The 23125-nt window shown below is 55.7% G+C and carries 19 protein-coding genes and 1 pseudogene; 13 read left to right on the top strand and 7 right to left on the bottom strand.

The features are described from left to right. Positions 1-85: 85 nt before the first annotated feature. Together F4555_RS05430 and F4555_RS05425 are read left to right on the top strand one after the other, a co-directional pair. Positions 86-3397 (top strand): glycosyltransferase family 2 protein, encoded by a 3312-nt coding sequence (locus tag F4555_RS05430; protein WP_103759093.1) that lies wholly within the window; start codon positions 86-88, stop codon positions 3395-3397. Continuing rightward, the gene (locus F4555_RS05425; protein ID WP_036369516.1) at positions 3394-5019 is read left to right on the top strand and encodes a DUF5719 family protein; all 1626 of its coding nucleotides are present in this window, start codon (positions 3394-3396) and stop codon (positions 5017-5019) included. Before F4555_RS05430 ends, F4555_RS05425 begins: the two co-directional genes overlap by 4 nt. 89 nt (positions 5020-5108) lie before the next feature. Here F4555_RS05425 and F4555_RS05420 read toward each other — a convergent pair whose 3' ends face one another. Beyond that, a complete protein-coding gene (locus F4555_RS05420) occupies positions 5109-5960 on the bottom strand; it encodes an RDD family protein (protein ID WP_103759092.1) in 852 nt (283 codons plus the stop codon). Positions 5961-5980: 20 nt separating this feature from the next. Between F4555_RS05420 and F4555_RS05415 the strand changes: the two genes are divergently transcribed. From F4555_RS05415 to F4555_RS05385, 7 genes and pseudogenes are all read left to right on the top strand, one after another. Then, positions 5981-6964: a stage II sporulation protein M gene (locus tag F4555_RS05415; RefSeq protein WP_115325995.1), complete on the top strand. Its 984-nt coding sequence runs from the start codon at positions 5981-5983 to the stop codon at positions 6962-6964. A 139-nt stretch (positions 6965-7103) separates the two neighbouring features. After that, positions 7104-7304: pseudogene (rpmE, locus tag F4555_RS05410) on the top strand (50S ribosomal protein L31); the annotation flags it as partial. Between the two features lie 178 nt (positions 7305-7482). After that, positions 7483-8583 carry a peptide chain release factor 1 gene (gene prfA / locus F4555_RS05405; protein WP_115325996.1) on the top strand — a complete coding sequence of 367 codons (1101 nt, stop codon included), beginning with the start codon at positions 7483-7485 and terminating at the stop codon, positions 8581-8583. Further along, positions 8580-9572, top strand: a complete 993-nt coding sequence (locus tag F4555_RS05400; protein WP_115325997.1) for a N5-glutamine methyltransferase family protein — start codon at positions 8580-8582, stop codon at positions 9570-9572. Before prfA ends, F4555_RS05400 begins: the two co-directional genes overlap by 4 nt. A 110-nt stretch (positions 9573-9682) precedes the next feature. Beyond that, a complete protein-coding gene (locus F4555_RS11430; protein ID WP_115325998.1) occupies positions 9683-11941 on the top strand; it encodes an HlyD family efflux transporter periplasmic adaptor subunit in 2259 nt (752 codons plus the stop codon). A gap of 18 nt (positions 11942-11959) precedes the next feature. Further along, positions 11960-12808 (top strand): ABC transporter ATP-binding protein, encoded by an 849-nt coding sequence (locus F4555_RS05390; RefSeq protein WP_004015677.1) that lies wholly within the window; start codon positions 11960-11962, stop codon positions 12806-12808. Beyond that, the gene (locus F4555_RS05385) at positions 12805-14106 is read left to right on the top strand and encodes an ABC transporter permease (RefSeq protein WP_004016646.1); all 1302 of its coding nucleotides are present in this window, start codon (positions 12805-12807) and stop codon (positions 14104-14106) included. Before F4555_RS05390 ends, F4555_RS05385 begins: the two co-directional genes overlap by 4 nt. A 241-nt stretch (positions 14107-14347) precedes the next feature. On the opposite strand, the gene F4555_RS05380 is transcribed toward F4555_RS05385, so the two are convergent. After that, positions 14348-15211 carry an aldo/keto reductase gene (locus F4555_RS05380; protein ID WP_115325999.1) on the bottom strand — a complete coding sequence of 288 codons (864 nt, stop codon included), beginning with the start codon at positions 15209-15211 and terminating at the stop codon, positions 14348-14350. Between the two features lie 93 nt (positions 15212-15304). Continuing rightward, positions 15305-16363 (bottom strand): L,D-transpeptidase, encoded by a 1059-nt coding sequence (locus F4555_RS05375; RefSeq protein WP_255312894.1) that lies wholly within the window; start codon positions 16361-16363, stop codon positions 15305-15307. Positions 16364-16457: 94 nt separating this feature from the next. Between F4555_RS05375 and F4555_RS05370 the strand changes: the two genes are divergently transcribed. Continuing rightward, a complete protein-coding gene (locus tag F4555_RS05370; protein WP_255312895.1) occupies positions 16458-17327 on the top strand; it encodes a YwiC-like family protein in 870 nt (289 codons plus the stop codon). Positions 17328-17556: 229 nt separating this feature from the next. Here the strand turns inward: F4555_RS05370 and F4555_RS05365 are convergent, their stop codons facing one another. From F4555_RS05365 to F4555_RS05350, 4 genes are all read right to left on the bottom strand, one after another. Continuing rightward, entirely contained in the window at positions 17557-18813 is a 1257-nt protein-coding gene (locus F4555_RS05365) for a class I SAM-dependent methyltransferase (RefSeq protein WP_311768831.1), read from the bottom strand. Positions 18814-18989: 176 nt separating this feature from the next. Next, positions 18990-19421, bottom strand: a complete 432-nt coding sequence (locus F4555_RS05360) for a Fur family transcriptional regulator (protein WP_004012177.1) — start codon at positions 19419-19421, stop codon at positions 18990-18992. Between the two features lie 104 nt (positions 19422-19525). After that, positions 19526-20458: a hypothetical protein gene (locus F4555_RS05355; protein WP_255312897.1), complete on the bottom strand. Its 933-nt coding sequence runs from the start codon at positions 20456-20458 to the stop codon at positions 19526-19528. A 198-nt stretch (positions 20459-20656) separates the two neighbouring features. After that, positions 20657-20815: a hypothetical protein gene (locus F4555_RS05350; RefSeq protein ID WP_004012179.1), complete on the bottom strand. Its 159-nt coding sequence runs from the start codon at positions 20813-20815 to the stop codon at positions 20657-20659. 82 nt (positions 20816-20897) lie between these two features. On the opposite strand from F4555_RS05350, the gene recA reads away from it, so the two are divergent. From recA to F4555_RS05335, 3 genes are read left to right on the top strand one after another with little or no spacing between them, the layout of a single operon-like run. Then, the gene (gene recA / locus F4555_RS05345; RefSeq protein ID WP_004012180.1) at positions 20898-22016 is read left to right on the top strand and encodes a recombinase RecA; all 1119 of its coding nucleotides are present in this window, start codon (positions 20898-20900) and stop codon (positions 22014-22016) included. Further along, a complete protein-coding gene (locus F4555_RS05340) occupies positions 22013-22543 on the top strand; it encodes a regulatory protein RecX (RefSeq protein WP_004015684.1) in 531 nt (176 codons plus the stop codon). Before recA ends, F4555_RS05340 begins: the two co-directional genes overlap by 4 nt. Then, positions 22536-23099 carry a CinA family protein gene (locus tag F4555_RS05335; protein WP_115326004.1) on the top strand — a complete coding sequence of 188 codons (564 nt, stop codon included), beginning with the start codon at positions 22536-22538 and terminating at the stop codon, positions 23097-23099. The genes F4555_RS05340 and F4555_RS05335 overlap by 8 nt, the downstream gene beginning before the upstream one ends. Positions 23100-23125 lie beyond the last annotated feature (26 nt).

Genomic DNA, 23125 nt, shown 5'->3' with positions numbered 1-23125 from the left:
CAACAGCAACTGGATAGCAAACTAGGCAACACGCCCCGACCGCGCCACTTAGGAACCAGCCCCTAAAAACGCTAACCTTAAACCTATGCCATTAGAAGTCAGCGCTTTCGTCGTCACCTCCGGGGAAACTCCCTACCTAGCGGCGACTTTGTTGGCAGTGTCGCGCCAAACTACCCCCCCGAAATCTGTCTATGTGATTGACGTTTCTACCTCTGGGGTGGCGCGGCGAGTCGGCACCCAGATTTTAACCGCGCCCGGGGCTCGTAACCTGGGGGCAGCTCTCGAACAGGCGCGTCTTTCCCCCGATTTCCCGAAGCTGGAATCCGGTGCCGCCATCTGGTTGCTGCACGACGATTCGGCACCCGACGCGACTTGCCTGGAAGAACAGCTGCGCGTTTTTGCTGCCAGCGATGATACCGTGGTGGTGGGCGCCAAACAACGTGCCTGGGACAAGGCCGCGCAACTGCTAGAAGTCGGGATTCAAGCCACTGCTTCGGGTCGGCGTCTACAGGAAATGGATGCCGGGGAAATCGACCAGGGGCAATATGATGGTCGCAGCGATGTACTCGCGGTGGGAACTGCCGCGATGCTGGTCGACTGGGATACCTATCTCGAACTAGAAGGTTTCGACCCGCAGCTTGGTTCCTTTGGGGACGGATTGGAGTTTTGCCGCCGGGTGCATTTGGCGGGGTATCGCGTCCAAGTGGCGCCTCGTGCCGTCGTGTACCACAAACTTGCCGGATACTACGGACTGCGCGGCCCCGACGGCGGGCGGCCCACCCGCGCGACCCGCCTGGCTGAAGAAAAAGACGCTCTGGAACCGGATCCAAAACGCTCTTTCACCCCTCGAAGGGTGGCGCAACTGCATAACTGGTTGGTAGCCGCACCCTGGTGGCAGTTTATTTTCCTGCCGCTGGTGGTGCTGATTCTAGGCGTTATTCGCATTGGGTGGCGCATTGTCACCAAGGAACCTAAACTGGCCGCCGGGGAGCTAAAAGCCACCCTGGTCACCGTGTTTCACCCCGTGGGGGTGTGGCGCGCCCGGCTGAAGCGTGCCCGCCACCAAAGAGTCCCGAGTCACGCCCTGAAACCTTTACAGATTAAAGGGAGGCAAATCTGGCAGGCCAAGGTCACCCTGCGAAAAATCGCCAAAGACGCGCGTAAACCCCTGATTACTGACCAGCAAGCCCGGCAAAACTATATCATCGAAAAGAATATCGATGCGGGACTTTCCCTGGTGGTGGCGCTGATTCTGTTGATGATTTCCTTGTTGACTGGGCGTTTCGCCCTGGGCGGGGTCGCTGGGGGAGCGCTGCCTAGCTTGCCAGAGGCATCCTCGGAGTTTTGGGCGCACCTGATTTCTGGGTGGCTGCCGGCCGGACTGGGCTACGGCTCCCAGATTCTAGCGGCCGACCCTTTGGGGCTGCTGCTGGGTATCCTGGGGGTGTGCCTCGGGACAGTGGGGATTAAGAGTCCGGTAATTCTGGCTATCTTGGGTTTCGCGACCCTGCCGGTGGCGTGGCTCGCGGCCTGGTGGGCGGCGGCAGTGATGACCACTTCCCGTCCTTTGCGGATTACGGCGGCTTTGTCTTGGGTGCTGTCCCCGGCTTTGCTGGCGAGTCTGGGGGCTGGCCAGATTTCTGGGTGGATATTGGCCTGGGCGATTCCGCTGTTCGCGGGGGCGTTGGCGCGAGCCAGTGGAGCGGGGCACACCCGAATAGTGATGGGCGACGGCAATGAACCGGTAGAGATTACGGTGGAATCGGCGCGAATCATTCAGGCTGGTTTAGCAGCTTTGGCTGGTTTCGTGGCGGTTTGTGCCGCTCAAGTTTTGATTGTGCCGTTGGTTTTGCTTTTGGGTTTGGGATTCATGAGGGGCGTGTCCAGAATTCCGGCGGATTATTCGCCATCCGGGCTATCCCCTCATGAGGCCGCGCCCAAAGCGACCCACGCCCGGCTCGCCTTTCGCCACCTGCTGATTATCCTGCTGCCCTCGGCGTGGCTGGTGTTGCCGATGCTGTTGCGTACCTTGAGCCACCCCAACCAGTGGCCGCTGTGGGTATCTACCCTGGGGGTGCCCCAGGAATCGCCGACTCCGAACTGGATGGATTTGCTAACTGGTTGGCCACTTTCTTTGCGTCAGGTGCATCTGGCTCTGCCGCTGCCCGGTTGGCAGTGGCTGGCAGTGGCGCCCGTGCTGCTGACACTGATAGTGACGCTGGTCAGCGTGGTGGTGCCGGGGCACAGCCTAGCCTCGCACTGGTCGGTAATCTTGGCGCTGTGCGGTTTGGCTATCGCCGGGTTGTCTGGGGTAACTCCGGTGGCTGTCCACGAGGCACATGCGGTCACGGCCTGGGCCGGCCCGGGCTTGGCCGTGTATCATGCGGGGCTGCTGACGGCGGCAGTGACTTTCTGGAACCGGCTGCGTTTGGATACCCCCCTTCAAGTCGCTGGGTGGGTTGAAAAAACCTGTCGGGTCGGGTTGGCGGTGGCGGTGTTCATCCCGGTGGTGGGGGTGGCACCGGGTCTGATTAGCGAAATCGTGCACCCACGAGCCAGCGATTTTGGGCGTCTCCAGGCTTTCCACGAAGAAATGTTGCCGGCCACGGTGGTGAATGGCCAGACTGGTCCCCAACAGCAACGTTGTTTGAACTTGGTGGTGCAAGCCGCCCCCAATCAGTCCATCCTGGTAGAGGCCAGCGTGTGGCGAGGGTGGCGCGATACCGTGTTCGAGGCTGCGCCGTGGGTGAAACTGAAGAATTATCAAAATGTGTCTGGGACGCGCAGTCCCGATGCCGCCGACACGGTGCTGTCCCAGACCGTGGCGGCGGTGTTGGGGGGTGACACTCCGCGGCTAAGCGAGCAATTGGCCAGTCTCGACATTCACTTTATTGTGGTGGCGAACGGTGATTCGGAACCGGTGCGCCATTTAGTGAATCTCTTGGATTCCACCGCTGACTTGGAGCGGGTGACTCAAACCGCAGCGGGGACGGTGTGGCGACTCGGCGATGATAGTCAAGCCGGCTTGGTACGGGTGGCTTCGGCTCATTGGATTGGGGGTCGCCCCAGTTGGCCTACCGAGAAAAACCAGGCTATGGCTTTGTCAGGGCGAGTCCCAGGACAGGTGGCTTTGCCGGCTGGTAGTGAGGGGCGATTGATGGCGCTCTCGGAGCGTCGCGATGCTAACTTTATGCTGCATCTTGACGGTAAGCCTTTGAGTGCTGTGGACAACGGTCAGTGGAATAATCTGTATCGATTGCCGGGCGGCAAGGGTTCCTTACAGATTCGCTATGCATATCTGCCCTATCAGTTGTGGGGAGCGGTGCTGGTGTTATGGCTGTTTATCGCGTTCGCGGCGGCTTTGCCTTTGCGGCGAGTCTCGGAGGTGAAAGTGTGACAAATTCAGGAAAAAATGCTGTGGGGAAAGCGCGCGAGCCTCGCGCCGGGGTACAGACTTTGAAAATGGTGTTGCACTGGGGCTTGGGAACCGTGCTGGTGTGGGGCATGAGTCTTGCCCTGGTGGTTTTTGCTTGGAAGCATCCGGTAGTAACTGGGGGGGTGCGTTATGGAGAGCCGGTGCCAGTTCCTGCCGCAGAGGTAGTGTTGTCTTGCCCGGCTGTGCCTCCCACAGTGAATCCGAAAGCGGTGGATGCGGCTGGACAGCGGGTCGCACCCCCCCAGATTGCCGGATCGCTGACCGCCACCGTGTTGGCACGTAGTGGTAAAGTCCCGACGGATGCGGTTTTCTCGCCTCTAGTTGATTCCGTTCATGAGGTGCCAGCCGCTACCCCGACCGCTAGCGCTGCACCGACGTCTGTCCCGAAAAAAAAGTCTCGAGGCAAGGATGATGATGCGCAGGCTGAGAGCGAGCCTCCCGAAGACACCCGGTCTGACCTGGTGTTACGCCCCCGCTCGGCGATGCTTTTTGGTCGTTTTTCTAAGCCGGTAAGTGGGTTTTTACGTGCGGCTCCTTGGGAAAACCGGGCAGCTTTGGCGGCGGCTGATATTGAGCAGTCGGTGTCCTCGGGAGACTATCGCGGCTTGGCTACGGGAACATGCCAGGTCGCCTCCCAGGATGTCTGGTTGGTGGGGGGTGCTACTATCCCGGGAAACTCCACCGTGTTGCAACTCATGAATCCTTCGGCGAATCCGGTGGAAGCCAAGGTAGAAGTCTGGGGGGATACCGGAAAACAGCGTTTCCCGCGCGGCGAGAAACTGCGTATTAACCCTAAAGACCAGGTTTCGATTCCTTTGGAATCCGCGCTGCCCAGTCTGCAAAGCCTCGCGGTACACGTGAGTGCTTCCGGGGCGGGAGTAGCAGCTTCTTTGATGACCCACAATTTGCAAGGACTGACAGCGGGTGGCGTGTCCTTGGTGCATGCCAGCGTGGCTCCGGGGAGAACCCAGGTGATTCCCGGGGTGGCGATGAGCGAGGATTTGGGAGCGGTGCGGATTTTGAATCCTGGTTCGGAAACCACCCATGCCTCGATAGAGGTTGTAAATGAAAACGGTCGTTTCCCTTTGCCTGGCGGAGCCAAAGTTACCTTGGATGCCGGCACCGTCACCGATTTTACTTTGGGAGGATTGCAGGCGGGTAACTATGCGGTGGTGGTCACGTCTCCAGACCCGGTGGTGGCGGGAGCGGTGGTGTATCGTCACGGTGGGGAGTCCGAGCAAGACCCAGGACGGTTCATGCGTGATCATGCTTGGCTGCCGGCTTTACCTCCCGGCGGTGGAGTGGTGCTGGGACCGGCAGCAATTAATCGACAACTTTTGGTGACGAATCTGGGCGAGGCAAATAGTGAGTTTAAAGTTGCTGGTCACACCCATGTGGTAAAGGCTGGAACCACGGCGGTGGTGCCCCTGACCGAGGAAGCGGCTGATTTGGTAGAGGCTCCGGATTTGTATGTGACTCAGGTTTTAACCACCGAGTTGGGGGATGGCTTGGGGATTGACTCCTTGGAGCCTTCCCCAGATTTAGCTCAATCACGTCAGGTTTATGTCCAACTGCGCAGCTAAATTCTGACAGACAAAACAGTATTGTAGACTTCTTGGATAACGCCAAGTTTCCCCGTTTTTTGCGATGATGAATTCGGGGGTTGTCGAGTTTAAACCCCGTATTTCGGGGCAGAGACCGCCGCGACTTTCTGGGAAATATTTGCGTCGCGCCTCATATAGGTTTCGTATTCGAGGTCGCGGCGCAACACCAGCACTGCCGCAATGAAACGTTCCGGATTTGTGTTGGGCGGCGGTGGGGGATAAACCGAGGGCTCTAGCTCGTTGGCTATCTGTAGGGCGGCCTGGCGGCGTGCCTCAGGTTGCATCTTGCCTGCAGTTTGCAAGAAACGACGTGCCATTACTGAAAATGCCCCGTCAAGTTCTTTGACATGTGCGACCATTGCCCAACCCGCGAGCTCCGGGGCTAGGAGCAGCGCCTGACGGCGGGTGACTGCGGGTTCGGAAATCACATAGGTTCCGGCAAAGAAATCCCCGACCCGCCGGGAACGTCGGTTGAAGGTAGCAGTCAGAATCGCCACGGCACCCCCGGTGAACCAAATTTCGCCCACCCCAACCAGAGCACGAATAAAGGCGTGACGGAATGTAATCGGGCCACCGTCGTCGCGTACCACGCGAGTTCCCGCCACGAACTTACCCAGGGAACGACCGTGGGTCAGGGTTTCCACAATCATGGGATAGAAAAATGCCCAAAACGCTATTGTCGTAGCGGATAAGGCCATGAGCTGGGCAGAATTGTTTATCGGCAGCTGATCAGTGGGACCAAAAAAATAAAACAAAGCCACGACTTCGCCAGTTAACACCATGCCCACAATCGCGGACGCAATGTCGATTAGGCCTGAAATAACACGTAAAAACAGGGATGCCGGCTGTACCAGCAAAGCCACTGCTTCGCCGGTGATCACAACATCTGGTCGCATCTTCTCGCCGCGAAAAGTCTCCATATTACTGTTAGATTACCATTATGGATATTGACGCGTATAGTGCAAGGCAACGCCCAGCCTGGAAACGACTGGAAAGACTGAACCGGAAACGGCGTTTGGACGGTGCGGAAGTCGACGAACTGGTGGGACTATACCAACGTACAAGCTCAGATTTAGCCACTTTGACTTCTTCAGCTACCGATCCCGATTTGGTTTTAGAGCTGACCCGAATTGTACAGTCCGCCCGCGGCCGCATCAGCGGGGCACGGGCGGGAACCTTGAAAACCTTGGGATACTTCTTTACGGTTACCCTGCCTCTAGCCATGTATCGCTTGGGACCACTGTTTTTAGCTACCTTGGTGTATTCCCTGTTCATAGCGGTTTTCGCAGGATTCTGGGTGTTTAACCACCCAGAGATTATGACTGCCCAAGGCAGTGAGTCGGATTTGCAGCGATACGCTCAAGAGGCCTTTATCTCCTATTATTCCAATAACCCCGCCCCAGACTTCATGGCGCAAGTATGGACGAATAACGCCACTATCGCCGTGCAAATGGTAGCCACATTTATGACTGGGGTGATTCCCCTGATGATTTTGACTACTAACTTTGCCCAGGTAGGTATGGCCGGGGCGATATTGGCGAAGTACGGGGACATCAAGGTTTTCTTTGGGTTAATCACCCCCCATGGCATCCTGGAATTGTCCTGTATCGTGCTGGCCACCGCTGTGAGCCTGCGTTTATTTTGGGCAATTTTCGTGCCCGGGGACTTGCCGCGTACCCAAGCCTTTGCAAAGATCGGGCGCGAGCTGCTGCCGGTGGGCATGGCTTTAATTATGCTTTTGGCTATAGCGGGAATCGAAGAGGCCTTTTTGACTCCCTCGCCGCTGTTACCACTGGTAAAGGTGCTTGTGGCGGTGGTGGTCTATGCTCTGATTATTACCTGGGTGGTGGTTTTGGGGCACCGTGCCAAAAAACTGGGCTTGACTGGGGATATCGCGGCCAACCAGGCCGGTTACATGGTCTAGGCTCAGTTCCTTTTCGGGACTGGCGCGGTAGCATTTTTCAACAGTTATGATTAGCTGTGGCATAATAGACCCTGGTTCCTGGTTCACCTGTGGAAAAGCCGCCGGACCCAGAACCCATTGAAACCCCTAGGAGAAATTGATGAAAAAGGATATCCACCCGGAGTACGTTGAAACTCGGGTTACCTGTACTTGTGGAAACAGCTTTACCACTCGTTCCACTTTGACTTCCGGTGAAATGCGCGTGGATGTGTGTTCTGCCTGCCACCCCTTCTATACCGGGAAGCAAAAGATTTTGGATACTGCAGGTCGTGTTAATCGCTTCGAGGCGCGCTATGCCAAGTACAATGCGGCCAAGAAAGCGGCGGCGGAAAAAAAGGCCGCCGAGGCTAAGAAGGCTGCTAGCGAAACCACTGCGGCTAAATAGCTTTGCTTTGGCACCGGTTCGACCCTTCGGGGCGAGCCGGTGCCTTTGCTTTAATTTCTAACCGGTGAAACCGGGTGCTTTTGAAAGGAACATCATGTCTAAATTTCCCCCCGAGCTGGCGGGGGTTGAACCCCTGCTTGAAGAATACGCCGCCGTGGAACGCGAAATGAGTGACCCGGATTTACATTCTGACCAATCACGTGCCCGCCGGGTGGGACGTCGCTATGCGGAACTGGGACGAGTTGCGGCGGCCGCGCGAGCCTTCTTGGAGGCACAAGACGACTTGGAAGCCGGACGGGAGATGGCTGCCGAAGACCCGGATTTTGCGGCGGAACTGCCGAAACTCCAAGAAGCTTTCGATACTGTTCAAGCTGCGCTGATAGAAATCCTCACCCCACGTGACCCCGACGATGCCCGTGACGTGATTATGGAAATCAAAGCCGGAGAAGGCGGCGAAGAATCTGCCCTATTCGCTGGGGACTTGATGCGTATGTACCAACACTATGCGGAAAAAATGGGATGGGCCGTACAGATTTTGGGTTTGACTGAATCTGATTTGGGCGGGGTTAAAGACGCCCAAATCGCGTTCAAAGCTAAGGGTAATCCCACCCCAGAAGAAGGCGTGTGGGCACACCTGAAATACGAAGGTGGGGTGCATCGGGTTCAGCGAGTGCCCGTCACTGAATCTCAAGGCCGTATCCACACTTCGGCTGCCGGGGTACTGGTAATGCCGGAAGCCGAAGAAACCGGGGATATCGAGATAGATCCCAATGACTTGCGTATTGACGTGTATCGTTCTTCGGGGCCGGGGGGACAATCCGTGAACACCACCGACTCGGCGGTGCGTATCACCCACATTCCCACCGGCATCGTGGTGTCGATGCAAAACGAGAAATCTCAGTTGCAAAACAAAGAAGCTGGGATGCGCGTGTTGCGATCGCGCCTGATGCAGTTAGAACAGGAAAAACGTGAAGCAGAGGCCGCTGAAGCCCGGGCTTCCCAGGTACGCACCGTGGACAGGTCCGAGCGAATCCGCACCTATAACTTTCCGGAAAACCGGATTGCGGATCACCGCACCGGGTACAAGGCCTATAACTTGGACGCAGTTTTGAACGGAGAGCTCGCACCGGTAATCCAATCCGCCATCGATGCCGACGAAGCTGCACGCCTTGCCGCTGTTGGCGAAAAACAGTGAAAATCCCGGAGCATATCTCCTCGCGGGCAGCAGTGAACGATGCGGCCTTTGTACTCAACGAAGCCGGGATTGGCAATGCCCGCATGGAAGCTTCCTGGCTGCTGCAGCATGTGTTGGAGCACCCTCCACTTTATGACGAGCGTCTCGATGCAGCGAAATATCAAGAGTTTTTTGCGCTTGTAGGCCAGCGTGCGCACCGGGTTCCCTTGCAACACGTGATGGGAGAAATGTATTTCCGAGGACTCAAATTGCGGGCGCGACCCGGAGTATTTGTGGTGCGTCCGGAAACCGAGTGGGTCGCCGAAGCCGGCATCGAGACAGCTCAAGTTTGGGGGGCACAGGGAATACCTCCCCAGGTTTTGGATCTCGGATGCGGGTCGGGCGCACTGGGGCTAGCTGTGGCTGCCGAGGTCGCGGATACGGTTTTAACCAGTGTGGATATCAGTCCCGAGGCCGTAGCCTTGACGCAGGAAAATGCGGATTTGTGCGGGATAAAGGCGCGGGTGATACTGGCCGATGCTACGGATTTAGGGGGGCTTATATCCGCACTTACAGCTGATTCCCGGTTGGCACCTCATGAAACGGACAGAAAAGTCGCCGCCACGGAGGGCGAATGCCAAACCGAAGCGGCACCTCATGAATCCGAAAACAACGGAGCAAACGAAACCAAGGCGACCCCGAAATTCCACGTTATAGTAACCAACCCTCCCTATGTAATCGAGACAGTAACCCAACCCGAGGCCGCCGCCGACCCACCCCAAGCCCTCTACGGCGGGGGGACAGACGGCTTGGACATCCCTCGCAGATTCCTGGAAAACGCGGCAAAACTGCTGGTATCCGGGGGAACTGTGGTGATGGAACACGGAGAAACCCAAGGGGAAGCTTTGGTCGTGGCGGCACGCGACCTGGGATTCGCGCGGGCACACATCGAAAAGGACTTGGCAGGACGACCCAGATTCTTGCGAGCCAGCGAGTATCAGGGACTTTAAAACTTTGTCCCCGATACTGAAGTTTTTTGGTAAGGGGTTAATTAGGGATTTCCCCTATAGCGATAAATTTAAGATTGCTTTATCGTGGTTAACGACCGAAAGGATTGCCCGTGAGTGATGATGTTAAGAAAACCGAGATTTCCAAGGAAGTAATTAGCCCGGTGAAGCCTGGCGCTAAACTTGCCGATGAGTCGGAAACAAAGCCGAGTACGAACCCGTTTGCAACCCCGACAGTGAAACCTGGCGCGGCTGGCACCTCAGCCCCGGGAGCTTTGAGCACGAAACCCATGAAGTTCAAGAAAAAACTGGGGAAGGGGAAAAGGAAGAAACGGCGTCGCATTATCATAGCCATAGTGGTGGTATTGGTGCTAGCGCTGCTTGTATTTATGCTGCCAAGTCTGTTTGGGGGGGGACGAAACGATGCTAATGCAAACGCGATTTATTCCGGTGATATTACCTCGGTGAAACGTAGTGATGTCACTAAAACCGTGTCCTTGAATGGTACTTTGGAAAGTTCCAAATCAATGGCGATATATACCACGCTTAATTCCCCGGTGACAGCCCTGAAAGTAAGGGCGGGTGATGCAGTCACCACGGGACAGGTACTAGCGCAATTGGATACCGATGCCACTGTCAAAGAAATTGCTTCGCAACAGGCAGCGATGCAAGATGCCCAGGTTTCCAAACAAAATGCCATAAACCAAGCCCAGGACACTTATCAAAACTTTGCCGATTCCTTGGCTAGCGGTACCAACCCGGAGATAAACGCCGCTAAGAAAGGCATTAAAACCGCCCAGGCTGAATATCAGAAAGCGCGAAAAGCTTTTGAAACCTTGAAAACTGATCGGGCAACTAAGATTACGGATTCCCTAGTCACTCAGGAAGCTGCGTTGCGCACCGCCTACCAGGAGGTAGAGAAAACCCAGATGAGTGCCTCGCGGATTGGGGCAGCATTGAAAGAAGCCGACAGGATGCGAGACCTAGAGAGTATTTCGCTGGCATCGGACAAAGCGGATTTGGCTTTGCGTCAAAAAGAGCTGCAAAAGGCACAAAACGATTCCAGCCTCAGCAAGGAAAAGAAAGCTGAAGTGATTAACGCTTTGCAGTGGGAAATCAACCATTTGACTGAAGTAATCGCCGAGGGCGAAGCCAAAACACAGGCCGCCAAGGAAAAGTATGATACAGCTTGGTCTCAAGAAAAAGAGAATAAGCTAAAGATACGTCAAGCCACCGAAAACTTAGGGATGGCACGCCGGCAATATCGCCTGGCTTTGCTAAAAGTTGACCGTGAGCTGGCTGATGCTCAGGATGCGGTGGCTCGGGCTCAGGACGGAATTTTGGATGCGAATGCGGGGTTGCAACAGGCCGAAGCGACCGCCCAATTGCAAAACCGCACGAACCAACGGGCGATAGAAACCGCGCGATCCGGGGCAACTAATGCCCAGGGACAACAGGCCATTGCCAAACTGCGTGCTGATATTAATTCCGCCACGGTCAGAGCCCCGATGACTGGGGTAATCACCAGCGTGACTGCCAAAGTTGGATCACCCGCTCAGGGAGCCTTATTCATGGTAGAGGATAACCAAAACTTGTTAGTTAAGACAGCCGTGAAAGAAAAAGACGTGGCGAAACTCTCGGTGGGACAACAAGTAACTTTCAAGACTCCCGCCACGGGGGACAAGAAATACACCGGAACCGTAACATTTATTTCCCCCGCTGCCAGCCGAGACCTGGCCGGTGGCGGTGACGGGAACAATTCCTCGGGCGGATCTGCCTCAGGGGGAGGAGCTGGTGGCTCTGGCGCTTCGTCGGTTATGTTCCCCGTGGAAATCAAGGTCACCGGGGAGTTGACCGGGCTGCGCTTGGGATCCACCGTGAAAGCTAAGGTTATTTTGCAAGACGCACGCAATGCTTTAACTGTACCTTCGAGCGCCTTGCTGGATGCTCCGATGCCGGTGGGGGCAAGCAGTGCCGGTGATGCTGGCGACGAAGGGGAATCCGTCCCCTCCAAGTCCGGGGCAAAACCCAGTGTGGTTTTGGATCCGGGAGCGCCCCCGGAAGCTCGGGAAGAGGCGAAGAACCCCTCGGTAGCCGGGGCTGCCAAACCCGCAGGTCCAAGTAATCCCAATGCGCCTAAGTCTGTGCTGGTCTTGGAAAATGTGGGAAGCAAAACCCCCACTATCAAGGAAGTCAAGGTGAAAGTACTGGTGGAAGGCGCTAGCGCCACCGCGATTGAAGGGTCAGGAATCGGAGCGGGCACCAAGATTCTGAACAATCCCATGCAGTACATGCACCTTATCGGTCTGAAAGCCCCGATTGTGGATACTCCGCTGCCCGAAAGCAGTGCTGGTAGCGCTCCACAAGGCTAAATAGGGAGATACAGAGCGATGAAAAATATTCCTGATACACCCGCACCGCCTGGAATTCCCAGGGTATCCGGTACCCCGGGGGTGCCACCCGTGATTGACATGCACGGTATCGTCAAACGTTTCTTCGAAGACACCGACCACGAACTGACGGTGCTAAAAGGATTTGACCTCGCCATATATCCGGGAGAATTCGTGTCCATCGTGGGATCTTCGGGCTCGGGGAAATCTACTTTGATGAATATCATTGGCTTGCTGGATCGACCCACAGAGGGCAGCTATGTAATCGCGGGTCAAGATATGGCCGATGCCGATGATGATGACATGGCATTGCTGCGTTCCTTGTCCATAGGTTTCGTGTTTCAAAGTTTTAATCTGGTTAGCCGCACCAATGCCCGAAGAAATGTGGAACTGCCCATGATGTATGCCGGGGTAGGACGTAGCGAGCGTCGTGAACGCGCCGAAGAGTTATTGGAATTGGTGGGCATGGGGGAACGCATGAACCACCAGCCCAATGAACTTTCCGGTGGACAGAAACAACGCGTGGCAATTGCCCGGGCGATGGCTAATGACCCCGATATTATCCTGGCGGACGAACCTACCGGGGCACTGGACACCGAAACCGGAAACATGGTGATGAATCTGTTCCACCAGCTGCATCGCCAGCAGGGTAAAACCATTGTGCTGATTACCCACAACCCGGAGTTGGCCGAGCAAACCGGGCGTATTTTTCACATGCGTGACGGGCTGTTGGACGCACCGGTACCGGGTTCACTGGCGCAAAGTGTCCAGGTGTCAGGTGAACAAATCGATGCTTTTAGCGGGCATTCGACCCGAGCCGCTGCGGCAACGGGGGGTGGAACGCGATGACTCTGGGAGAAAGCCTGCGCCTAGCCTTAGCCGGGCTATGGGCAAATAAGCTGCGCGCCTTGCTGACCTTGCTGGGCATTATTATTGGTATTGCTTCCGTGGTGGCGATTATGACCCTTTCAGAGGGAATCACCCAATCGGTAACCAAGTCGCTCAACAGCATTGGTGGCACAGACATGTATGTCAGGGTGGATACCAAAGAAAATATTGCCAAGATGAAGAGCAATGATAATGGTTCCTATGTCGATTCCGCCAATGTGCCCAATAAAGAGGACTCCGACTATATCACCACAGATTTTTTGGAAAAACTACGCAGCGATTTTGCCAATCGCATCGAAGGCGTAAGTGTTTCCGGAGCCGGTGGATTTGGTACGGTGACCTATCGCGAAAAACAGGTTGATGTTAGCAACCAGTCCACAAACCAGGATTTTCTGATTGGATCCAACCAAGAGATGCTTGCCGGGCGAGGCTTTACCGCCGATGAAGTTCTTGATGGGGAGCCAGTGGCAGTTATCAGTGAAAAAATGTTGAAAGAAGTCTTTGGTGGCAACAAAAATCTGGCCTTGGGGGCGGAATTTAGCTATTCGGCTGGCAACGGGGATATGACGTTTAAAGTCATTGGTATCTATCGGTCGGTGAAGGGCAAAGGTATCGGAGGAGCCCTGGCTGGAGGCCTCGGTGGGGATGACAATCAATTCTATATCCCCTATACCCTGGGGGATGAAGTAAATGGAACCACCACCAGGGGATTCGAATATGCCACGATTAGGCCTAAAGCTAGCGGGAATCTGAAGGCACTGCGAGACGAAATCCAACGTTACTTTGACAAACAGTGGGAGACCAGCCAGAACTTTGGGGTAATCGTAGTTTCCATGGAAAATGCCATGAAACAGTTAAACCAGTTGTTCGGGACGATTTCTTTAGGCCTTTCTGCGATAGCCGGACTGTCCCTGCTGGTAGGCGGAATCGGGGTAATGAACATCATGCTGGTTTCCGTTACGGAGCGCACCCGCGAGATTGGGATTCGCAAAGCTCTCGGTGCCACCCGCAGCAATATCCGCAGCCAGTTCATTATCGAGGCTATGATGGTGTGCCTCTTGGGAGGCATCCTGGGGGTGATACTTGGCGGGGTTGGCGGCTATTACGGGGGTGCCGCCATGGACGCTTCTGCGCTGCCACCCTTGGGGGCATTGATTTTTGCCCCAGCGTTCTCAGTCGGAATTGGCGTGTTTTTCGGATACTATCCCGCGTCGAAAGCCGCCAAGCTCGACCCCATTGAGGCCCTACGCTTTGAGTAGTTTGTTGTGGCCAGACGAGTCACCGCAAAAGCAGCGAAAGAGTGCTCCCAAACGCGAGACTGCTGCCGTCGCACGGCACAAGCCGTATAACGACGCAGCTACAACGCGGCGGAGCGGCGGAGCTAAAACAGCGAAGCCGCGTCGTTTTAGCCGAAACGGCTTAAGTGGCAAAGCCGCGTTCAGGGGAACCTTCCCCCTTTTGTCTCGCGTGGGGGCACTCCAGCGACGAGCGGTGACACGATTACTTATGCAGCCAGTTGACCTTATCGGGATGCGAGCCGGTGCGACCGGCTTCACCCCGGTCAAGATTATCCAGCACGGCGCTGGCCTCGGCATCGAGCTGCACCTCGAGCGCTCCCAGGTTTTTTTGCATCCGTTCGCGGTGGTTCGACTTGGGGAACACCACATCACCCCGGTCAATCGCCCAGCGCAGAACCAGCTGTGCCGGCGTGCAACCCAAACGTTTCGCTTCACGCTGTAACCCCGGGTCGTCAAAGAATCGCCCGCGCGCCAGTGGCGACCAGGCTTCGATAATTCCCCCATGAGCCCGGGTGAATTCGCGTACCTTGTTATTAGCAAACCAGGGATGTGTCTCTATCTGGTTCACGGCCGGGAACTCCCCGACTTCATCAAGGAGCCGTTGCAGGTGCGACACCTGGAAATTCGACACTCCCACGTGGCGTACCAGCCCGGCATCGCGGAAATCCAGCAGCAACCGCCAGCAATCGGGATATTTTCCGTCATAGGTATCGGGCATAGGCCAATGAATCAGAAATAAATCCACATAGTCCGTACGCAACTTTTCCAGGGATTCCTCTAGGCTACGCCGGGCATCGGCCTCGGCGTGGAACGGATTATCCAGCTTAGTCGTCAAGAAAATTTCGCTGCGGGGAATCCCACTGACCGCTAAAGCCGTCCCCACCTCAGCTTCGTTGCGATACATTTGTGCCGTGTCTATATGGCGATAACCTAGTTCCAAGGCGGTTTCCACAATCTGCTGAGCCGAATCGGGTGCAACCTTGTAGGTACCGAAACCTAGCTGCGGGATGGTGCCTCCCTTTGGGTCGGAAAACTGTATTTGGGGAATAATTATCTTGCCTGTCATTTTGGCCTCCTTTAGCCCCGATTTTATCCCACGATTGTCATCCCGGATGGCACCTCATGAACCCGCGACCCCAAGCGAGAACAACCGCATCGGCTACTGATGAACCACCACGACAGTCCCGATGCTGACCAAATCAAACACCTGTTTCGCATCCGCCACTGCCATATTTATACATCCATGCGAGCCCTTTTCTGGTTCCCACACGAAGGTGTGGCGCCACGGCGCTCCGTGTAAGGCGTAATCCCCGCTGAAATACGCTATCCACGGCGCAGCCTCCTCGTAGGGGCCGTTCCAGCCGATTCCGCGCATGATTTGGTGGTCAACCTTGGCATAGACCTGGAAAACCCCCTGGCGAGTCGGTGCTTGTGGATGCCCATTCACCATCGGAATCGGTCCATAAACCGGCTGATTTCCACGGTAAACTGCCGTAGTATGATTGCTCAGATTCACGTCCACCCACACCTGTGTAGGCTGTGCTTGATAAGCCAAGGGTGGGGTGGGCACCACTGTGTCATCAAAGCCGCCGGGAGCAGACTCGGTGCGCAACTCTATCTTGACCTCGCGTTTTCCGTCTTGTAGCGACTTCATGAGTTGCGAGGTACTCTTGGCCAGATCCTTGATTTTCACCCCGCTCACCGGGTCTTTGAGCAGCCGCACCAAATGCCCCGTCGCATCCACTTGCCGCGAACCTTTTTCGGGGGCGCGTTTCAGTTGGGCGGCGGCTTGGGTCATCCACGCGGCGACTTTTTCTGGCTGGAACTGGACTTTAGCACGAACTTTACCTTTTTGTGACCGGTCGGGCTGGAATCGAACCCAGGAACGCAGCTGTGCCGGGGTGGCGCGGATTTCGCTGGGCTGTGTTTTTTGGGGACTAGCTTTGGCGGGTTTCGCCGAGACGGAGCCGGTGTTGCCGGTGTTCCCAGTGTTGCCACTGACTCCGGCTAGAGTCACCACCACTTGACGCGAGGTAATTTCTTGAGATGCGGCCGCCGTCGCTCGCTTTATGGCATCGCTTTGCTGCTGGTTATACCTGAAAACCTGCCAAGATGCCACTATAACTATGGCCACAATCATGGCCAGCACCCTCATTGACGGGGACTCCCAGACGTGAACCCGCCGATGTTGAGGTATCAGGTGTGAAGGATGATTCATAAATAAGCGGGTTTCTCCGTAGTTTTACGAGCAAATATTCGATACGAAAATAATACCTGATTGAGACCCAGGCGAAATGCATAAACTAGAGATTATGAATAAGTCTCGCGCTCCCCACAAGAAGCTGAAGTCTCAGGTGCGTAACTGGTTGCCCAACCAGCGTGGCGCTTGGTTCATTGTCATTGTTCCGGCGCTGTTCGGGGCAAGTTTGGGCGGCTGGGTTTGGCAACATGCTCTGCTGCTAGCGGTGTGGATTATCGGGTTTTTCTTTGTGTTTTCCGCGCTGCGATGGGTAAAGAACCCGCGACGAAAGACCTTGCGGACACCCGTGGTGGTGTACGGCGTGGTGGTGGGCGTACTGGGTGTGGCGACTTTGGTAGCCTTGCCACTCCTGGCATGGTGGATTCCAGTTTTCGCGGTCATCATAGGAATTTGGGTCGAAGAAGTCTGGCGCGGACGTGAACGGGAACTGGGGGCACGGTTGAGCGTCATCGTGGCGGCCGGGCTGATGACACTGGTGGCGTATCACTGTGGTTTGATGGGCACGGCTTTGCGGATGGGACAGGATGCCGTTTTCGGGATTCATGAGGCGCCAGTCTTGGGTGGACATGCTTTTTCCTCGAGTTTACGAGGCTGGCCGGCGGCCGGGATGGTAGCGGGGGAGCTGGTGGCCTATTTTGCGGCCTCGGTGCCCTATGTGAAAACGATTTTCCGGCGACGCGGAGACCACCGATTTTTGGTGGTTTCAGCGGTTTCTCACGCGGTATGCCTGGTGGCGGCGGTGATATTTGCGCTGTTGCACTGGGTTTCTCCCTTGGTTGTGGTGGCGTGGCTGGTGGCGCTGGGGCGTGCGGTATGGTTCCCCTGGCAGGCAGCTCGACGTGGAAAACCGTGGAAGCCCCGCGTGATTGGGTTTAGCGAAGTGGCGATTTCCGTGCTGGTTTTCCTGGCGACCATGCTGTGAGCTATAGGTTCTGAGACAATTTTAGAGCGTGGACGTATCAATAAAAGTTTAACCATAACATCTGTGCATTCCCCATCAAATATTTCTGGGTATAGGATAATGATGTCCTTAAAACTTGAGTAATTCCGGACACCCAGTCTTACCTTTTGTGTCTCAAATTTTTTCTTTTTCTTTCCTCTTCTTTAAGGTTATTGGAAAGAAAGTCTAAATTAGCAAATACCTCTTTGCCCTATTTCCTTGAAAGCAACACTATTGTTTCCACATGTCGGGTGTGGGGGAACATGTCCACCAGTTTCAACTCGGTAATGCGGTATGACTTCATTCGGTGCAGGTTGTCCACCAGACTGGGCTGGTAGCAAGATGAATAAATCACGTGGGGAATCTCGGATTTTTCAATCCACTTTGACAGTTCGTTGCCCAGCCCGCGCCGGGGCGGGTTCACCACCAACAAATCGGGCGTAACCAGTTTCTTTTGATTCTTAATCCACTTGCCGGCATCGGCGGTGATGAACCGCAATCCGTTGGCGGCTGGCTTGGATATAACCTGGTTGGTTGTGATGTTGTCAGTCGTGTTGCTGCCGGTAGTGTCTCCGGTCACCTGGGTGGTTTGGTTTTCATGAGGTGCCTGTCCAGGAGTCGCCCGCTGCAACTGTGCGGCATGTTTGGCTCCCTCGATAGCGGCTCCGGCGAGTTCCACGCCAATAACCTGGCACGACCCTGGCTCGCCACCCCCGGCCTCGCCTGGACTCGGGTTGGCACCTAATGAATCCGCCACCGCGAAACCAAAACCACCCACCCCGCAGTACAAATCCCAAACCAGGCCGGGACGCAAGCGCGCGGCCCACTCAGCCGCCTGATTGTACAGCGCCAAGGCTCCTGCCGTATTGGTTTGGAAAAACGCCCCGGGTGCCAAGAACAGATCCGTGCCCACCCCGGGCATGGGTAAAAACCGCTGCGGGGACAACACGATTTCCTCCGGGCCGTCAATCAAAGTAGTGTGTTCAGGTTGAATGTTCACGGAAAACACACGCAGCCCCGGCAACTCCCGAGCCAAATCCGGCCAAGTGTTTTCCACCCGTTTCAAGGCAGCCTTCGAGCGCAACACCAGGCGCACCATCAGTTCTCCGGCTGGGTTCGCGCTGACCAGAACGTGGCGCAATTCGCCCCGGTGCGCGTCAATTTGATAGGGACGCGCCCCCAGACGCAACAGCCACTGGCGAATCGGCGCGAATGTAGCGCGAATCGACTCGGGGTACAGCGGACATTTCTCCAGGTCAACCCCGTGGGGATGACGGGGCGTGGGTGCCAGTCCCAGGGTAATGGTTTTCTTAGACCCTGAAATCACCATCTTGGCCTTGTTGCGAAAACCCGGCTGCGGGCATTGGAAAGGCGAATTCCACTTGGTATCCGGGGTCAGGAAAGGATAAAGCATTCGGCGCGTAGTGCGCATCTTGTCGCGTACCTGGTCACGATAGTCTTGCCCCATCAGTTCACAAGACCGACAGCTTCCCCGGGAAAAATACGCACACTTCACGCTAGCTAGTCTACGGCGCGGGAGGGATTGGGTAAAAAGTCGTGCCAATCACTTGTTTCCAAAGCTGGTAATCGATGGTTTTTCAACTGTCGATTACTGCGGAAGCTCGCGAGACGCTATTGGGAGAATCAAGAAGTCTTGGCGGAATCGGAATTCTGGCGGCACTCGGCGCAAACCCCGTTGAGCTCCATGACATGTTCGATCTCGGTGAAGCCGTGTTTATTGGCCAGTTTATCCAGGGTTACTTCCAGCCCTTCCAGGCTGAATTCCTCAGTTTTGCCGCATTTGCGACACACCAGGTGATGGTGGTGGTGGATATCGCCGCATTCGCGATACAGCATCGTGCCGTCAGCGGCGCGCAGTTGGTCGAGGACTCCTTCGGCGGCCAGGGAAGCCAAGTTGCGGTAAACCGTGGCTAAGCCGATGGTGGCACCGGCAGATTTCAATTTTGTGAACACATCCGCTGCAGAAAGGAAATCCGGTTCGCCGTGCACGGCTTGCAGCACAGCCTCTAGCTGACGGGTTTTGCGTTTCCGGGTGGGGGCTTCTTTCCTTTCCATAGGTATATTGTGTCGCTTTTAGCGATATAAAGCCAGTTATCGGATAATGATAACATTTTTCAACAAAAGTGTAAGTGGGATTTCTGGCGGTTAATCGTCACGAATTAGGCTGCTATCACTTCGGGAAGGTAGCTACTCGCTTCGGGCATATTGGTGGTGATACTGCCAGTGCTGACACCGCGACCAGCGTCGCTACCAGTCGCACCCCCGGCCGCCCGTTCAACACCGGGGGTGAAACTCGGCGCAATAGCAGTCACCGAACTATTCGCCTCGCGATAGGCATCAAGTGAGGCCTGAACCAGGCGTTGCGCGGGGTGTTCGCCGCGTTGCGCCAGTTGCATCTGGCGTATCCAGAACTGCCCTTCCGTCACGCGCCGCCCCCAGGCTTCGATATCGGCCTGCTGGCGCTTGCGTTTGGCTTTGCGTGCGGTCTCCAGGTGGTTCAAAGCCGCACAGCGTTTTTGCTCAGCTTCTTGCAAACGGCGTTGTTTCATGGCTCGCAGCGCCGCCTCAGCTGCCTGCTTGGCTTTCTTTTCTTCGATGTAATCCTGGGCTTCTCGGTCAAGTTTAGCTTTGCGTTCCTGGGCTTCCTGACGGGCAAGTTGCATTTCTTGGGCATACATTTGGTTGGCGTACTGGGTGGCTTCCAATGACCTTCTTTCCAGTTCTTGCGCGGCGGCATCGTCACCAATTCCGGCGGAAACTCGCGCCTGCTGGGCTAAAGACAGCGCCTGAGCTTCGTACTGTTTGGCTTTCTGAGCAGCTTGCTGCGAAGTGGTGGCTCGGGGGGCGCAAAGCGAGCTGAATACGTTGCTACGTTGTCGGATACCAGAAGCGTTTTTCTCGGCATGTCTGCGCCGAGCCTCACGTTCGATTTGCTGTTGTTCAAAATCGTCTAGGGCGTCAAGAAATTCTTCGTCTTTTTTGGAAAGTAAATTATTTTCTTTGGCGAAAGAGCGCAAAGAGCTGCGCAGCTGCATCCCAGCGGTCAGCTGGTTTCGCATCGCGAATGCGCCGGCATTAAAAACCAGACTCATTTTTCCGCCCTCCATGGCCTAGCGTGGTTATTGCTGATTTTGTGCGCCCTCCTGGCGACAATCTTTTCCATCGGCAGATTCGAGAGGAAACTTAGCTTTTTAGCGCATGTAAATATTCCCCATAGGGTGCGCATGGTTTGAGTAAATTTAAAGGTTTTTGTTGGGGGACGGGAAGGTCTCTCGGGTGCGGTTGGTGGTTTATGGGTCGAATTCATGAGGTGTTTGCTCCAATCTCGGCGTGTCTTTGCATTCGAACGCCTGTTCGATATAAGGTTTTCCACAGATGAAATAAATCGTCTGTTTCCACAGGGGTGGAGAAAGTCGATTTTTCGCGTCCAGGGTTGCGCGTAACCTCATCTTGAAGGTCTCGGAGAGGGGCTGGAACCAACAACCTGAATAATCGGGCAGCGGCGAGCTGCGAACAAGGAAGGGCAAAATAATGGCGAAAGACGATCGGGCAAAGGCTTTGGAAACCGCTTTGGGCCAGATTGATAAGCAATTTGGTAAGGGATCCGTGATGCGGCTGGGGGATAATGCAGCGGGTAAGGACATTGCGGTGATTCCTACCGGTTCGGTGGCGCTTGACGTGGCGTTGGGTATCGGGGGTTTGCCCCGCGGGCGTATTGTCGAGATTTATGGACCAGAGTCCTCGGGCAAAACCACGGTGGCTTTGCATGCGGTGGCTAATGCTCAGAAAGCGGGCGGGAATGCCGCCTTTATTGATGCTGAACATGCTTTGGATCCGGTTTATGCCCAAAAGCTCGGCGTAGACATTGATAATCTCTTGGTGTCCCAACCGGACACTGGCGAACAAGCCCTGGAAATCGCGGATATGCTGATTCGCTCGGGTGGACTAGATATTATCGTAATCGACTCGGTGGCCGCTCTGGTTCCAAAGGCTGAAATCGAAGGGGACATGGGGGATTCCCACGTCGGTTTGCAAGCCCGATTGATGAGTCAGGCTTTGCGTAAAATTACTGGGGCGCTGTCCGCGACGGGAACCACTGCAATTTTCATCAACCAGTTGCGTGAAAAAATTGGGGTGTTCTTTGGTTCCCCGGAAACCACCACGGGCGGTAAAGCCTTGAAATTCTACGCTTCGGTGCGTATAGATGTGCGCCGAATCGAAACTATGAAAGATGGCACCAACCCGATTGGTAACCGTACCCGCGCCAAGATTGTCAAGAACAAGATGGCTCCGCCGTTCCGTCAGGCCGAATTCGACATTATGTACGGCGAGGGCATCTCGCGTGAGGGGGGGCTGATTGACCTGGGGGTGGATTGCGATATTGTCACTAAGTCTGGTTCCTGGTTCACTTACGGCGAAATCCAGTTGGGGCAAGGCAAGGAAAACGCCCGTAAATTCTTGCGGGATAACCCCGAGTTGGCGGCGGAACTCGAAAACAAAATTCTAATCAAGATGGGGGTACGTCCCGATCCCGAAGCCGCTAGTGAGAGCATCGAGGTCGAGGGAACGGAAGCTGGAGCGGTGCCCAAAATTGCTGTAGTCACCGAAGAAGACACCCGTAGCACCAAGAAAACCCGGAAGGCATCGTGAGTCTGCATCTAGTAGCCTCCGCAGCCCCGGATGCGGCTGAGGCGGGACTAAAACTCCTGGATCGACGCGCTGTAACCGAAACCCAGATGCGCCAGCACCTGGCCGGTAAGGGATTCGAAGCAGCGGCGGTGAACGAGGCTGTGGCTTTGTTTACGGCTCGCGGTTGGATTGCGGATGGAGACTATGCCGGGGAACTGGTGCGTCAACGCTTTGCAAAACCGGGGCTTTCCCGGGCGAAACTGCGCGCTGATATGGAAAAGCGCGGCTTGGATTCTCCCGAGGTGGATGCCGCGCTAGCAGCCTTGGATCAGGAATTCCCCCAGTGGGAGGCACAAAATGCGTGGAATCTCTTGGAGGGGAAACTCGTCGGAGCGCGGCGTGGTCTCGACTTGGACTGCGCCCCAGACCGGCGCAAGCTCCAGGCCAAACTGTGGCGATATCTCGCTACTAGGGGCTTTGATTCCGATATTTCCCGCCAGGCCGTGCGCCGGGTTTTAGACACAATCACAGAGGCACCTCATGAATAGCACCACCCCAAAACCTGACGAGCCAAACCTCGGGGAAGCCATGGACTCACCGCAGCTCGTGGCCACGCTTCTAGCCCAGTTAGCCCGGCGCGGCTGGAAACTGGCCGGCGCGGAATCCCTGACCGGGGGGATGATAACCTCCACTATCGTCGACGTGCCCGGGGCTAGTGAAGTCCTGCTTGGCGGGGTAGTAACCTACACTGATGCCATAAAAAACCAGGTTTTGGGGGTGAGTGAAACCCTGTTGGAAACCTATACGGCCTACAGTGGCGAATGCGCCTTAGCTATGGCTGCGGGAGCCCGAAAACTGTTCGGGGCTGAGATTGCCTTCGCCGCTACTGGGGTCGCTGGACCTGGATCCGACCAGGGATTCAACCCGGGCATCGGCTTCGTGGCCTGCGTTAGCCCCTCCTCCAGCCGGATTCGTTCGTTGCGTCTCCCTGCGGACTGGGAACGTGGTCGGATTCGTGAAGCGTTTACGCATGCCGCTTTGGATTTAATTCATGAGGTGCTTGCTACAGACACGGGGCGTAACCCCGTGCCTGGACTGACCTAATAAATCAGGGAGTCCCGAGAAATCTG

Origin of the sequence: Mobiluncus mulieris (assembly GCF_014204735.1) — a bacterium.
GTDB classification, from domain to species: domain Bacteria; phylum Actinomycetota; class Actinomycetes; order Actinomycetales; family Actinomycetaceae; genus Mobiluncus; species Mobiluncus mulieris.
The sequence above is the reverse complement of the archived record's forward strand: the minus strand, read 5'-3'. Positions and strand labels throughout refer to the sequence as shown.